Origin of the sequence: Deinococcus soli (ex Cha et al. 2016) (assembly GCF_001007995.1) — a bacterium.
GTDB classification, from domain to species: domain Bacteria; phylum Deinococcota; class Deinococci; order Deinococcales; family Deinococcaceae; genus Deinococcus; species Deinococcus soli.
This window is the reverse complement of record NZ_CP011389.1, coordinates 1,268,854-1,282,728: the sequence shown is the minus strand read 5'-3', so window position 1 is coordinate 1,282,728 and position 13,875 is coordinate 1,268,854. Positions and strand designations below refer to the sequence as shown.

At 69.2% G+C, this 13,875-nt stretch carries 10 protein-coding genes; 6 read left to right on the top strand and 4 right to left on the bottom strand.

Going from position 1 to position 13,875, the window contains the following annotated elements; translation table 11 throughout:
* Window positions 1-19: 19 nt before the first annotated feature.
* From SY84_RS06370 to SY84_RS17060, 5 genes are all read left to right on the top strand, one after another.
* Entirely contained in the window at window positions 20-2,854 is a 2,835-nt protein-coding gene (locus tag SY84_RS06370; protein ID WP_052751063.1) for a RecQ family ATP-dependent DNA helicase, read from the top strand.
* On the top strand, window positions 2,851-3,822 hold the full coding sequence (locus SY84_RS15820; protein ID WP_052751062.1) for a DNA-processing protein DprA: 972 nt from the start codon (window positions 2,851-2,853) through the stop codon (window positions 3,820-3,822). The genes SY84_RS06370 and SY84_RS15820 overlap by 4 nt, the downstream gene beginning before the upstream one ends.
* Before the next feature lie 36 nt (window positions 3,823-3,858).
* Window positions 3,859-6,120: a BREX-1 system phosphatase PglZ type B gene (gene pglZ, locus SY84_RS06360; RefSeq protein ID WP_046843317.1), complete on the top strand. Its 2,262-nt coding sequence runs from the start codon at window positions 3,859-3,861 to the stop codon at window positions 6,118-6,120.
* An 11-nt stretch (window positions 6,121-6,131) separates the two neighbouring features.
* A complete protein-coding gene (gene brxL, locus SY84_RS06355; protein ID WP_211117128.1) occupies window positions 6,132-8,174 on the top strand; it encodes a BREX system Lon protease-like protein BrxL in 2,043 nt (680 codons plus the stop codon).
* A 469-nt stretch (window positions 8,175-8,643) separates the two neighbouring features.
* Window positions 8,644-9,066: a type II toxin-antitoxin system VapC family toxin gene (locus SY84_RS17060; RefSeq protein WP_081424524.1), complete on the top strand. Its 423-nt coding sequence runs from the start codon at window positions 8,644-8,646 to the stop codon at window positions 9,064-9,066.
* 34 nt (window positions 9,067-9,100) lie between these two features.
* Here the strand turns inward: SY84_RS17060 and SY84_RS06350 are convergent, their stop codons facing one another.
* From SY84_RS06350 to SY84_RS06345, 3 genes are all read right to left on the bottom strand, one after another.
* Complete coding sequence (locus tag SY84_RS06350; protein WP_157882909.1) at window positions 9,101-9,937, bottom strand: hypothetical protein; 837 nt, start codon at window positions 9,935-9,937, stop codon at window positions 9,101-9,103.
* Between the two features lie 570 nt (window positions 9,938-10,507).
* The gene (locus tag SY84_RS16705; protein WP_168927150.1) at window positions 10,508-10,678 is read right to left on the bottom strand and encodes a hypothetical protein; all 171 of its coding nucleotides are present in this window, start codon (window positions 10,676-10,678) and stop codon (window positions 10,508-10,510) included.
* 81 nt (window positions 10,679-10,759) lie between these two features.
* Window positions 10,760-11,959, bottom strand: coding sequence for a S8 family serine peptidase (locus SY84_RS06345; protein ID WP_046843314.1), 1,200 nt, complete (start codon window positions 11,957-11,959; stop codon window positions 10,760-10,762).
* A 64-nt stretch (window positions 11,960-12,023) separates the two neighbouring features.
* Here SY84_RS06345 and SY84_RS06340 point away from each other — a divergent pair, with 64 nt between their 5' ends.
* Window positions 12,024-12,818: an SDR family NAD(P)-dependent oxidoreductase gene (locus tag SY84_RS06340; protein ID WP_046843313.1), complete on the top strand. Its 795-nt coding sequence runs from the start codon at window positions 12,024-12,026 to the stop codon at window positions 12,816-12,818.
* Between the two features lie 3 nt (window positions 12,819-12,821).
* Here the strand turns inward: SY84_RS06340 and SY84_RS06335 are convergent, their stop codons facing one another.
* Complete coding sequence (locus SY84_RS06335) at window positions 12,822-13,853, bottom strand: DUF4357 domain-containing protein (protein ID WP_046843312.1); 1,032 nt, start codon at window positions 13,851-13,853, stop codon at window positions 12,822-12,824.
* Window positions 13,854-13,875: the final 22 nt, after the last annotated feature.

Below are 13,875 nucleotides of genomic sequence, written 5' to 3'. Positions count from 1 at the left end.
GCCCACTGCATCGACGTACGTGATTCTGCTGAACGGCCGCCTGATGGGGGGACAGGCCTTCTCTTTCGACACCCGGCAGGATGTTGAGCAGCTGGTGGCTTCACTGCATCTGGTCTGCGACGCCCAGGTGACGGCGGTAAGGCGCGAAGAGAGGAAGGGCGTCCCGTACGACATGCAGCACGTGACTCGCTGGTTGCAGGGGGACGGGGCACGTTTTGTGCGGCGGGGGCCTGTGGTTGGCGCCGCACTGGAGGAGCCGCAGATCTTGGATGGCGCCGATGTGCCTTCAGGTGGGAAAGGGCGTGCGCCGGACGAGTTCGATCAGCCTGTCAGTCAGGCTGCTCCTCCTCTGGCGGTGGCCTCGGCCCTTCCTGACCCGGAGGAGCCCCCGCAGACGAAAGTTCTGGCACCGCCCCTCAAGCGCCTTGACCTGTTCCCACGGATGTACATGTCCGACATCCACCTGCTGGAGGATGAACTCACTCGGTGTGAAGCCCTGCAGGGCGTCATCCTCGATGACCTGCTCTGGCGCAGGCGTGACCTGCTGTCGCCTGACGAGCACGCGGAGATCCTGACCTTTTTCGAGCAGGTCCAGGGCTTTCTGGATATCTACGCCCAGCATGTCCCGGATGTCAGGGAGGCCCTGCTGCTGCAGGAGCTGGGCGGCGGCACTCGAAAGATCGCCGATCTGCTCGAGGGGCGGAACTCGCAGGCATACCAGCCCGCTCCCGATTGGGTGCGGGAGCTTCATCAGGCAGTGACGCAGTTGAGAGGCGTATTCGAACACTGCGCCCGCGAGTGGCGGCGCGCCACAGGAGAGGATCACATGGAAGATATGACGATGACCCGGCCCGTCGACCTGAAGGCGATCTTGCGCGAGGAATTTGGCCTGCAGGCCTTCAAGCCGGGACAGGAGGAGGCCATCAGCGCCGTGCTGGACGGTGAGCGCCTGCTGCTGGTTCAGCCCACCGGGTGGGGCAAGAGCCTCGTGTACCAGATGGTGGCGCGGGTCAAGGGTCTCACGGTGGTGTTCTCGCCTCTGCGGGCACTCATGCGGGACCAGGCGGCCAAAGCGCAGGGGTTCGGGTTGCGCGCGGAGTTCATCAACTCTGATCAGGGCGAGGCGGATGATCCCGCCTCCCGTCAGGCGGTGCACCGCGAGATCCTGGAGCGGGCCGCTCAGGGCATGGTCGACCTGCTACTGATCGCCCCTGAACGACTCGACAACAGCCTGTGGGAGGAGTTCGTGCCGCGTCTGCCCATCAAGGCCATGGTCGTGGACGAGGCGCACTGCATCTCCGTGTGGGGGCATGACTTCCGGCCTGATTACCGCCGCATCGCGCGGGTCGTTCAGCTGCTGCCGCAGAGTGTCCCGGTCGTGGCGGTCACGGCGACGGCAACCGAGAGCGTCGAGCAGGACGTGTTGATCCAGATCGGCCAGGGGGCGCGGGTGATTCGCGGGCCGCTGGTGCGCCCGAATCTGGCCCTGCGCACGATCGTGGTGGACAACGAGGGGGAGAAGTACGCGAACGTGGCGGCTTTCGTGAAGGCGGCCGCGGGGACGGGCATCGTGTATGCGGCCACGCAGGCGCAGACGGAGGCCCTGGCGCTGTTCCTGCGCGAGCAGGGGATTGAGGCGGAGCACTATCACAGTGCACGTCCTGATCGCCCTGAGGTGGAGCGGCGCTTCATGGCGAACGAGCTGAAGGTGGTCGTGGCAACGAACGCGCTCGGGATGGGCGTCGATAAGCCGGACGTGCGCTTCGTCATACATGCCGAGTTTCCCGGCTCGCCGCTGCACTACTACCAGGAGGTGGGGCGGGCGGGGCGCGACGGTCAGCCGGCCGACGTGGTGCTGCTCTACAAGGCCAATGACGTTGAACTGCAGCGGCACTTCATCGCTCGCAGCAAGCCGCTCGAGGAGCACTACGAGAGGGTTATCCAGGCGCTGACGTCCGAGGCTCTGCGGTTGCGAGATCTGGAGGCCCACTGCGGCCTGAGCGAGAACATCGTCAAGCGCGTGTTGACGGACCTGATGCTCGACGGCGCGCTGGCGAAGGACAAGGATGGGTACTACCGTCTGCTGCGGGCCGTGAACGTTCAGGGCCTGGATATCAACGCCTCCCATGACCGCCGCCTGGAGGAACTGGCCGTGATGGAGGCCTACGCCGCGCACGATGGCTGCCGGATGCGGTACTTCACGCAATTTCTTGGCGACCCGGAGGGTCAGGCGTGCGGGCGTTGTGACCGCTGCGTGAGCCTGCCGCCTGTGCAGGTGCTGCCTGACCTGATGGGCGTTGCGCGTGAGTTCACGGAGTACCCCAAGCTCTCGCTTAGGAACGTGTTGAAAGGAGAGCCGATCTTCGCGTCCGGGTACGCGGTCGACTACTACGGCCATACGCGGGTCGGTGAGCTCGTCGGGGGCAGCAAGTACGAGGGAAGAGGAGACTTCCCGGACGAACTGGTCGAGGCTGTCGTGCGGCTGGTGCGGGCGCGTCTGCCTCACGAGGACATTGACGCCGTCACGTTCATGCCCCCCTCGGAAAGCGGCCCGCTGGTCGAGAACTTTGCCCGCAAGGTGGCGGACAGGCTTGGAAAGCCGCTGATGGACACGTTGACGAAGACGCGCCTGACCGTGGCCCAGAAGGGCTTCGCCTCGCGTGAAGGGAAGAAGCGCAACCTCAAGGGCGTCTTCAAGTGCGGCGACGAGCTTTACGGTAAAAACATTCTGCTGCTCGATGATGTGTTCGACAGCGGAATCACGATGGCTGAAGCTGGTAAGGTGTTGAAGGAGGCGGGCGCCGGGGTGATCTACCCCGTGACCATCGCCAAGACCCGCTTGAGTGACGCATGAGTGAACACCTGTACTGGCATCTTCTCGCCCACGCCCGCCTGAAACCTGCGGGGCGAATCGCCGCGCTGCAGGCCGCCAGGGAACTGGACGGCGAGGCTGCCAACCTGACCGCCTGGGCCGAGGCCGCGTACCCCGGCGTGGACGCCCCCACAAGGGACGCCGTCCGCGCCGCCTTCGACACCGCCGCGCAGGAAGCCTTTCTCCTGGAGGAGCTCTCCTCCCAGGGGATGAGCGTCGTGACCGGCCGCGACGCCGCATATCCGAACCGCTTCAAGCGCGCACTCAAGCAACGCACCCCAGTGGCCCTGTACCTCGCGGGCAGCCGCGACCTGCTCAACGCCCGCCGGACCGTGGCGATCATCGGCTCGCGTGACGCCAGCCCGGAGGCGCTCGACGCGGCCCGGCGCGCAGCCGCCTTCTTCGCCAGTGAAGGGCTCGTGCTGGTGAGCGGTAACGCCCGCGGCGTCGATCAGGAGGCCGAGGAGGCGGCCCTCAGCGCCGGCGGCAACGTGGTCTCGGTGTTGCCGCAGGGCCTGCTCGACAAGGCCACAGCAACCCTGCTCCGTAAGCGCCACCGTGGCCTGCTCGAAGGGCAGGTGGCCCTCCTGTCCGAGCTGCACCCCAAGTCGCGCTGGCAGGGACGCTTCGCCATGATGCGCAACCGCCTGATCGTGGCGCTGGCCGACTTCGTCATCGTCGCGCAGACGGGAGTCAAAGAGACGAAGGTCGAAGGCAAGACAGCCCAGAGCGGCACCTGGGCAGGTGCAGAGGACGCCCACCGTCTGGGACGGCGCGTTTTCGTCCTGGACCTGCCAGCCGAAGGCAACCAGGCGCTGGCCCGCGCCTTTGCCGAATCGGTGAGCGTCACGGCGGACAACGAGATGTTCTACGCCATTCAGGACGCCCTCCTGCTGCCCCCGCCGGTCAGGCCCGTGAGCACGCAACCGGGACTCTTCGACACCCCCTGAAGCCTGAGCTGGGGGTGAACGGTAGACTGCCCTCACATGCCCGCCACGCCGCGCCTTTTCGACGTCCTGCTCACCCGACTCAAGGGGGCGAGCGCCTACAACAAGGGTGACCAGGTGGCTCCCGCTGCCCTGCTCTGGTTTGACCCGGGGCGGCAGTGGGAGTCGGCCATCCCCGAGCTGCGCCCGCACCTGCCGGTCCTCACCCTGGGCCGCTATGACCTGGCCAGTCTGACCGGGCCGGCCCTCTGGCTGCGGGCCGCGATCGCTGGGACCCTGCCCGACGTGGTGATGGCTCAGCACGCCGTGCCCGTCCTGTACCTGCCGGGCGTATCCCGTGATGATCTGCGGCCCGGGACGGCGGCCAAGGAACTGCGGCCCCTCGTGGAACTGCAGTACCGAGGCGCGACCTGGGTGCATCCGAATGGGCGACCCTGGGGCGTGTCCGCCTTCCTGACGCACCCCAGTCTCGGGGCGAACGTCGCGGTCGTCGAGGGTGCCGAGACGAAAGCCGAGCTGCTGCGCGCGCTTCCCAGGCTGCTGACCATGTCCATTGAAGACCTGCGCGTCCGCGCGCCCCTGTCGGTGCCGGTGCTGCGGGCCATCCAGCATCCCGACCTCGAGGGCGAAGTGCTCGCCTGGCTGAACGACCCTCAGGAGACCGACTCGGGCTTCGGGGACGCCATGCAGGCGGTCTATGGGCTGCACCCCCGCGAGGACGGCCCACTTCAGGCCGCCGCTGCCCTGGCCCAGGGGGACGGCGCGTGGGAGCAGGTGTGGCGGCGCTTCCGTGATCAGCCGGGCCGGTACCCCGGGGTCGTGGCGCAACTGGAAGCTGCCCACACTCAGGGCGCGGCGCGTGAGGAGGCCTGGCCGCAGGTCAACCAGGCCCATGAGGACGCCCTGCGCGCGGAGCTGGCCCAGGTGGGCACGCTGGCCCCGGCGAAGGCCCGCGCTCGGCTCACCGAGCTGGACGCCGCGCACGGGGCCCGACGGGCCTGGGTGTGGGCCGAGCTCGGCCGGGCACCCCTGGCGCGGGCCCTGGAGGCCCTCGTCGGCCTTGCCGCGGGCAGCACGCAGCTGCCGGTGGGGGGGACGGCCCGCGAGCTGGCGGAGGACTATGTGGCGCGCGCGTGGCGGGTGGACGCGGCGGTGCTCGCCGCCCTGGGCAGCGTGCGTAAACCCGAGGACGTCAAGGCGGTGGGTGAGGCCCTGCGCGGCCTGTACCTCGAGTGGCTGGAGCGCGCCAACGCCGCCTTCCAGCAGGAGGTCTTCGCGCACGGCCTGCCTCGACCTGCTTCCGGCAACTGGACCGCCACGCCCGGGCTGGCCGTGCTGTTCGTCGACGGGCTGCGCTTCGACGTCGCGCGCCTCCTTGAACAGCAACTGGATGGCGCTTACGACGTGAGCCTCGGCTGGCAGTTCGCGGCGCTCCCGACCGTCACATCCACCGCGAAGCCCGCAGTCGCCCCCGGCACAGGCACGCTGACCGGGCACGCGGACCTGCACGCGAGCGCCGCTGGCCGGAAGGTCACGGCCGAGGTGCTGCGCGACCAGCTCCGCTCAGTCGGCTTCCAACCCATCGCGCGCCACGACATGGGCGACGCCCAGGGGGCCGCCTGGACGGAACTGGGCAACTTCGACCGACTCGGGCACGACGAGGGCGAATTCATGCCGGCCCGCCTGCCAGACGAGCTGCGTGCCCTGCAGGACCGGGTGGAGGGCCTGCTCGCCGCCGGGTACCGCGAGGTGCGGATCGTGACTGACCACGGGTGGTTACTTCTCCCCGGCGGCCTCCCGAAGATCGAGCTGCCGGCCGCGATCACGCAGCTCAAGAAGAGCCGCTGCGCGCTGCTCAAGCCCGGCAACCACTCGGACCAGCCCACCGTCCCCTGGACGTGGGACCCCGACGTGCAGGTCACCGTGGCCAGCGGCGTCGCCTGCTTCGAGGCTGGCACCTCCTACGGGCACGGCGGCGTGTCCCTGCAGGAGAGCGTCGTGCCCGTGCTCACGCTGAAGTCCCGCACGCCCGCCGCCACCGCCCGCATCAGCCAGGTGAGATGGAAAGGCCTCGTGTGCCGCGTGGACGTGGAAGGCGCCGGTGCATGGCAGGTGGACCTGCGCCGGAAGGTAGGCGATCCCGCCACCAGCGTTGTCAGTGGCAAGGGCGGCGAGGGCAACGGCAAGGCGTCCCTCTTCGTGGACGACGACAGCCTGGAAGGACAGGCGGGATTCGTGGTGCTGCTGCAGGGAGGCCAAGTGGTAGGGAACCAGATGACCGTGATCGGCGGTGAGGGATAATGACGGCCACCGTGATTGACCCCCTGGACGAACTGCTGGCTGACGCCTTCGACGGATACGTCGTCCGCAAGGACCTCGCCACCAAGTTCAAAGGTCAGTACCCCGTCCCGACCTACGTGGGCGAGTTCCTGCTGGGCCGCTACTGCGCCAGCACCGACCCCGACGAGATCGCCGAGGGCCTCGAGATCGTGCAGCGCCTGATGAGCGAACGCACCGTCCGCGCCGGCACCCAGGAGCTCTTCAAGGCCCGCGCGAGGGAACGCGGGTCCGTCAAACTGATCGACCTCGTGACCACCCGCCTCGACGCGAAGACCGACGCGTACCTGGCCGAACTGCCCAGCCTCCAGATCAAGGACGTGCGCATCAGCCCCGAGCTCGTCAAGGAGCACGAACGCCTCCTCACCGGCGGCTTCTACGCCGAGGTGGAGCTCGAGTACGACGCCGTCATCGCGCAGGAAAAAAACGGGCGGCCATTCGGTGTGGCAGGCCTGCGGCCCATCCAGCTCAGCAAACGCACCGCGCTCGAGGAGATGGCCCAGGGCCGCGCGCGGTTCACGGCCGAGCAGTGGAAGGCCGTGCTGCTGCGCAGCGTCGGTTTCGAACCGGAGGCCCTCAGCGAACGGGCCCGCGACGTCCTGCTGCTGCGCATGGTGCCCTTCGTCGAGCGGAACTACAACGCCGTCGAGCTCGGCCCGCGCGGCACCGGCAAGTCCCACCTCTACCAGCAGGTGTCCCCCTACGCCCACCTGGTGTCCGGCGGCAAGGCGAGCGTCGCGCGCATGTTCGTGAACAACTCGAACGGCCAGCGCGGCCTGGTGTGCCAGTACGACGTCGTGTGCTTCGACGAGGTCTCCGGCGTGTCCTTCGACCAGAAGGACGGCGTGAACATCATGAAGGGCTACATGGAGAGCGGGGAGTTCTCCCGCGGCCGCGAGAGCATCCGCGCCGACGGCGGCATGATCATGGTGGGTAACTTCGACGTCGACGTCGCCCACCAGCAGCGCGTCGGACACCTCTTCGGCCCCATGCCCCCCGAGATGCGCGACGACACGGCGCTGATGGACCGCATCCACGCCTTCCTGCCAGGCTGGGACGTCCCCAAGCTCCACGCCGGACTGTTCACCCGACACTTCGGCCTGGTGAGCGACTTCCTCGCCGAATGCTGGCACCAGCTCCGCTTCGAGTCCCGCTGGAACAAGGTCGCGCCCCGCCTGCGCTTCGGCGGCGCGCTCAGCGGACGGGACATGACAGCCGTTCAGCGCACGGTCAACGGCCTGCTCAAGCTCCTCTACCCCGGGGGTGAGCAGGACATCGCGGACGAGGACCTGGAATGGGCCGTGCGGATCGCGCTCGAGTGCCGCCGCCGGGTCAAGGAGCAGCAGAAGCGCATCGGCAGCGCCGAATTTCGCAACACCCACTTCAGCTACCAGCTGGGCGAGGACGACGTCGAGAAGTTCGTCAACACCCCAGAGCTTCAGAGCGACGACGCGATCGCCAGTGACCCCCTGCCACCCGGCCAGGTGTGGGGCATCAGCCCAGGCGGGCAGGATGAGCACGCCGGCCTCTACCGCATCGACGTCACCGAGGGACCCGGCTCCGGCGTGCGCGTCCTCAACAACCCCGCGCCCCGCGCCTTCGTGGAGAGCATCAAGTACGCCGAGCAGAACCTGTACGCGCAGGCCCTGCACCTCGTGGGCGAGCGCGACCCCCGCGCCCACGAGTTCAGCGTCCAGCTCCGCGCCTTCGACGCGTCCCGCGGCGGCTCGGCCCTCGGGGTGCCCGCGCTGCTCGCCCTGTGCAGCGTGTTGATGGGCAAGAGCCTCAAAGGGGGCCTGATCGTCGTGGGCGGCCTCAACCTGGGTGGCGGCATCGACCCCCTCTACAACGCAGTGGACGTCGCGGAGCTCGCCATCGAGAAGCGCGCGGCCACGCTGCTCGTCCCGATCAGCGCGCGGCGGCAGATGAACGAACTGAGCGACGAGATGATCACCCGCATCAACCTCCTCTACTACACCGACGCGCGCGACGCCCTGCTCAAGGCGCTCGTGGAGTAGCTCTTGAGCCCTCGCGTGCTCTCAGGGCTGAACGGTATGGCGTCCCTGCGCGACGTTCTGCATAGCAACCCTCAAACCCCCACCATGCAGCGGAGCATACTGAGGTCATGAAAGTCAGAGCGCGCGTCACCCAACGTGTGGATGCTGAAATTCCCGCGAGCGTGGCTGAGGCTCTTGGGATAAGTGATGGGGATGAGATTGAGATCGTGCGGCCCACGCGTCGACTGCTTGGTATGCGACTCCGGCGCATAGCAGGCCGCGCGCCAGGTGCCCCCACGGATGTCGGCCCGTTTGAGCGTGAAAAGGTGGTCCCCGACCCTCGACTCGTTGTATCGCTAACAGTCAATCTGATGGCGGACCTAGCCGCGCTCGGTGACGCGCCGCTAGGGCGCTCTACTGCGCAGGTCATGTACGATCTGCGTGGCTACGACAGCTTCGACGAGGTTGAGAGAGGCGGAGGGGAGCGCAATTGAACGTTGCACTCGATACCAATATCCTCATCGAGATTCGTGGCGGTCAGCCCCGCGCTGCTAAGTGCGCCACTTTGGTTGCTATCCACCTAGCGTCAGGTAATCGCGTCCTGATTAGCAACGTCGTGTACGCGGAATTACTCGCTGGAGCAGGTACGACTCCCCCAGCGCTGGACGCCCTTCTGGCACAGTACGGCATCCGGCGCCACCGTTCAGTTCACAGCAGCGAGTGGGAGCGGGCGGGAGTCGCGTTCCAGGGGTACGCGGCGCGGCGCCGCGCAGGGAAGGCACCCCCACCGCGCCGCATCCTTGCGGACTTCCTGATCGGCGCTCATGCCGAGGCGTATGCCGACGCCCTCATGACTCTCAACCCGAGCGACTTCAGCACGGACTTCCCGGGATTGCCGCTAATCGTGCCGTAGGCTCTCGTTCGGCCAAGGCCTCCTGCCTGCACGCTTACTCGACCCCCCGCACCTCAAGCACATGATCGATGAGGGCCCGTAGGTCGGGGGCCGTCAGGTACAGCGCAAGCAGGTCGGTGTGCAGGTACGCCATGGTCCGGCCTTCACCCGCTAGGCTGCGGCGCAGGGCGGTGTTAGCAGGCAGCGTGGTGCGGTAGCTCAACTGCACCACCTGGTGGCGTAAGGTCGGGGCGCCCCGGACGGGGATGCAGCATCGGCGCAGCACCTGAGCCACCCGCTCGCCATCCTCGTCGGTAGCCGGTGAAGGCGTTGCCTGCCCGTACCGGAGGTCCTGCACCGCCTGAACGCGTTGCCTGACCTCGGGCACGCTGAGGTAGGCGAGGACGAGGGTGGCTTGCAGAGCGTTGCGGGTGCCTCCATGCGGCGCGTGTAACCGCCAGGCCTCATCAAGAGCCCGCTCGAAGGCCTCCGTGACGCGGTAGCTGACCTGCATGCGGTGCTTTGAGGGCGTCTGCCGCGTGAACCAGGGCAGGCCCACCTGATGTGCGAAACGCTGCATGCGCTGGAGCGAGGGCTCGAACTGCTCGCGTCCGAGCCTGACAGTTGGTGGGTCCGAGTCGCGCTGCTGGCTGTGGGGTAGCAGTTGACGCTGGTTGCGGCCCGGCTGTCGCATGCGGTCAAGGTGCCGATGCAATTGACTGGTCAGCTCCAGATGCTGGGGCCGCGCGGCAGCGGTCAGCGCGAGCAGCCCGGCCTCAAGGGTCAGGCTACGGACCTCTGGGTCGGAAAAAGGGGAGAGGGCCGGCAGCAGTCGCGCGAGACAGGCGCGTGCGGTGTGCAGGGTGTGGCGTTCATCCGATAGGGGCGTCATGGGAACCTCCTGCCGCGCGTGCTGGCTCGCGGGGCAGCACACACTGGATCACCTGCTCTCACACAGTCAAGTCGCACTGGGACAGCATTTAAGCAACATCGCACGGGCGTGTCGACCACGCGGTGCGGGGATGGGAGAGGCCCCCGAGGACACGTTGTGCGGGCTGCTCGCGCGTGGTGCTGGCCCTGCTGGCGTGCGGCCGGCTGTTGAGCTGTGCTGGGGGGCGGCAGGCCGCCGCGGGCTCTGTGGCCCCACGGGCGGCCCTCCCGCCCCCTGAAGCTCACAGCGGACGGGTCAGGTCAGAGGGGTGTCACCGCGCGCGGCTGCGGGCGTGCGCAGCGCGTGCGCAACACGAGAAGATATGAGCGTCGGCAAACGTCATAGCCGTTCGGTGGGCGTGCCCTGAGGATGGCCGCCAGGACGATATTTTCAGGACTAGCTGACATCAGGGGAGGTCAGCGGATACAGCGTCCTGGGGCCCTACGGATCAGAAGGCCAGGGGTTCGAATCCCTTCGGGCACACCACAGACAAAAGCCCCCGCCACGCGCGGGGGTTTTTGCTGCACCGGGTTACTTGCCGTTTTTCGTCAGTCGGTACAGGGTGACGCCGTTGCTGATCAGCAGCACGGCGCACAGCAGGGCCATGGGCCAGTCCTGGCGGGTGGCGAAGCGGATGGTCAGGGCGCCCCAGCCGATCATCAGGATGGCGACGATCCAGATGCGCCACGCGGGCGCGTTCATTGCGTGAACCTCATGCCTCCCAGGGTACGGGGTGGGTGGGGGGCCGGTGGTCCCGCCTCACCTCCCACCTCTCCGTTCATCTCATTTCCCGATGCTGGAGGCCAGCGCGCGTTTCAGGGCTCCTTCGGCGTTCAGGGTGCCCGCGCCGCAGGTGTGGCCCGGCTGCGGATCGCAGCGCCCGCCGGGGAAGGGTACAGCGCTGCCCGTCAGGTACGAGCGCAGCAGCGCCGGACTGAGTTTCGGCCGGGCGCCCAGCAGCAGGCTGGCGACGCCGGTCGCGTGCGGCGCGGCAAAGCTGGTGCCGTTCGGGGCGCGCTGCCCGCCGGGTCCGCTGATGCTGACGGCCGGAATACCGCGCGCAGGGTCGCCGCCGGGCGCGGCCAGGGCGACGCTGCGGCCCCAGTTCGCGTACGCGGGCCGCTGACCGGCCTCGGTGACGCTGGTGACGGTCAGGACGTTCCGGCACCCGGCAGGGGAGTACCCACCGGCGTCCTGGCCGTCGTTGGCGGCCCCCGCGATGACCAGCGCGCCCCGCGCGGTGACGGCGTCCACGGCCGCCTGCACGCGCGCGTCGCAGCCGGTCAGGGGAATGAAATCCGCGAACAGGCTCAGGTTCAGGAGTTTCGCCGGGTTCGGGTTGGCGGGCACGCCCGGCACGGGAATCCCGGCCGCCCACTTCAGGCCGTCCACCAGGTCCGGCACGGTGATGGTGCCCTCGGTGTCGGCCACCCGCACGTGCACGATCCTCGCCGCCGGGTTGATGCCCGCCATGCCGCGCCCGTCGTGCGCCGCGCCGATCAGGTTTGCGATCACCTCGCCGTGGTACGCGAAGGGCCCGACGGCGCTGGCGTCCGCGTCACGCCCGTTGCCGTCCCCGGCGCGCCGGGCGTCCGTGACGAAGTCGTAGCCGTTCACGGCCCGCGCGCCCAGTTCCGCGCTGCGCACGAACCCGGTGTCCAGCACCGCGACCGTCACGGGCGCGCTGCGTTCCAGCGCCCACGCCTGCGGCATGCGGATCAGCCCGAGGTTCCACTGAGAGGCGAACAGCGGATCGCCCGGCGTCACCGGCTGCGCCGCACTGCCGGTCGAGGGGGCAGCGGGCGTGACCGGGCGCGGCGCCGGGGTCAGGGGTGAGAGGGGCGGGATCTCCTCCAGCGGCGCCGGGGACACCGGGACGGGCACGCCGGGCGCGGGGGGCAGGCTGGGAATGGACGTGGCGGCCAGGGCGGAGCCCAGCAGCAGGCCTCCCAGCAGCGCGTGAGGCAGGTGGCGGCGGATCATCCCCCCAGTGTCCGGCGCGCCGCTGACGCGCACCTGAGTGGCCCTTGGGGATACCATCACCCCTATGACCCAGCCTGCCCCCAGCCACCCCACCGCGCGGCCCGTCGTGCTCCTGACCGGGGCGTCCAGCGGGATCGGCCGGGCCACCGCCACGGAACTCGCCAGCCTGGGCTACGCGCTGGTGATCGCCGCCCGCCGCGCCGACGACCTGCACGCCCTGGCGCGGCAACTGGACCCCAGCGGCGCCCGCGTGCTGGCCGTCCCCACCGACGTCACCGACGACGCCTCGCGCCGCGCCCTCATCGCGGCCGCCCACGCGCACTACGGGCACATCGACGTGCTGATCAACAACGCGGGCGTCACCATCGAGAAGGGCTGGTGGTGGGACGACACCGACCCGCTGCGCGTGCTGCGCGTGAACCTGGAAGCACCCATCGAACTCACGCGGCTGGTCCTGCCGGAATTCCAGGCACGCGGCAGCGGCCACATCCTGAACATCGGCTCGGTCGCCGGACGCGCCGCGACGAACGGCATGTACTCCGCGAGCAAATTCGGCATCCGCGGCTTCAGCCTCGCGCTGCGGCGCGAACTGCTCGGGACCGGCGTGCACGTCAGCCTGGTCGCCCCCGGCTTCGTCAGGAGCGAGATGACCGCCAGCGCCCGCCTCCCCATGCCCGGCCCCGAGGTCGTCGCGCGGACCGTGGCGCGCGTCCTGCTGCGCCCGAAGGCCGAGACCATCGTCCCGCGCCTGTACCGCCCCCTGGTCTGGCTGGAAGGCCTGATCCCCGCGCTGGGAGACGCGGTCGTGCAGAAACTGATCTACCGGCGCTACGACCACAGCAGCGACGCGAACCGCTGAACGTCAGCGCCAGTGCTGCGCCGGGCGGCCCTGCGCGTCCTTCCAGGCGTCCCAGCCGTTCACGGGCCGTACGCAGACCATCGCGGCGGCCTCTGACGCGGACTTCAGGTCCAGGTCGCGCGTGAGTTCCAGCCGGGCGTTGTCCAGGGGGCGCAGCGTGCCGTCGGCCACCCAGGCGTCCCGCCGCGCCATGAACTGCTGCCAGCCCGGTTCGTCCCGGCGGCGCGCCGCACATTGACTGCCCGCCAGCAGCCGCCACGTCCCGTCCGGCAGGTAGAGGGCCTGGGCCGCGCAGCCCAGCGCGCGGAACGTGAAGTGCACGCTCCCCTCTGACGCGTCGCCTGCCGGGGGTGTCTGCGCGCCCAGCAGCACGTCGCGCTCCTGCTGCGTGATGCGGTTCATCTCGGCCGCTGCCTGCGCCGCCAGCGCGAAGGACGCGATCCCGAACTGCCGCTGCACGTCCGCCACGACCGGGGTCTTCTCGCGCAGGATGCGCGCCTCGTCCAGGCGGCGCTGCTGCTGCGCCTGCACGCGCGCCACCGCCGCCCGCGCCCCATCGGCGCGCCACACGGCCGGGTCGAACAGCAGCGCGAAATCATCCGCGAACGGCTGCGGCTCGCGGCCCAGTTCCAGCCGCAGCACCTCGTGCTCCTCGAAGGTCCCGCCCGGCTGGTGCAGGCGGTCCAGCACGGCCCACACCCGCCCGTTCGTGAGGACCGCCCAGGGGGTCTTCTCGCTGGCGGCGTACGTGACGACCTGCTGGTAGTCCCGCGGGCCCAGCGTGACGGTCATGCCCTTGAGTTCCAGCGCGAACGTGCCGCTGCCCGCCCGGATCAGGAAGTCCGCGCGGTGCCCGGCGCCGTTCGTCTCCTCCGGCACGACCTCCGCCGGGTTCCAGATGTCGAACCCCGCCGCGTGCAGCAGCCGCAGCACGACGGCCTGCCGCACGATCGCCTCGCCGGGCGGAGGAGCGTGGGCCAGCCACGCCTGGATGTGCGTGACGGCCTCCTGAACGGCGTCGGTACGGCTGGGCATGTGCGCCGAGTGTACCAGCGCC

Bases quoted from the DNA above. Each gene is read 5' to 3' on its own strand.
- SY84_RS15820 (WP_052751062.1), top strand. From the start codon at position 2,851: ATGAGTGAACACCTGTACTGGCATCTTCTCGCCCACGCCCGCCTGAAA.
- pglZ (WP_046843317.1), top strand. From the start codon at position 3,859: ATGCCCGCCACGCCGCGCCTTTTCGACGTCCTGCTCACCCGACTCAAG.
- SY84_RS06350 (WP_157882909.1), bottom strand. From the start codon at position 9,937: ATGACGCCCCTATCGGATGAACGCCACACCCTGCACACCGCACGCGCC.
- SY84_RS16705 (WP_168927150.1), bottom strand. From the start codon at position 10,678: ATGAACGCGCCCGCGTGGCGCATCTGGATCGTCGCCATCCTGATGATC.
- SY84_RS06345 (WP_046843314.1), bottom strand. From the start codon at position 11,959: ATGATCCGCCGCCACCTGCCTCACGCGCTGCTGGGAGGCCTGCTGCTG.
- SY84_RS06340 (WP_046843313.1), top strand. From the start codon at position 12,024: ATGACCCAGCCTGCCCCCAGCCACCCCACCGCGCGGCCCGTCGTGCTC.
- SY84_RS06335 (WP_046843312.1), bottom strand. From the start codon at position 13,853: ATGCCCAGCCGTACCGACGCCGTTCAGGAGGCCGTCACGCACATCCAG.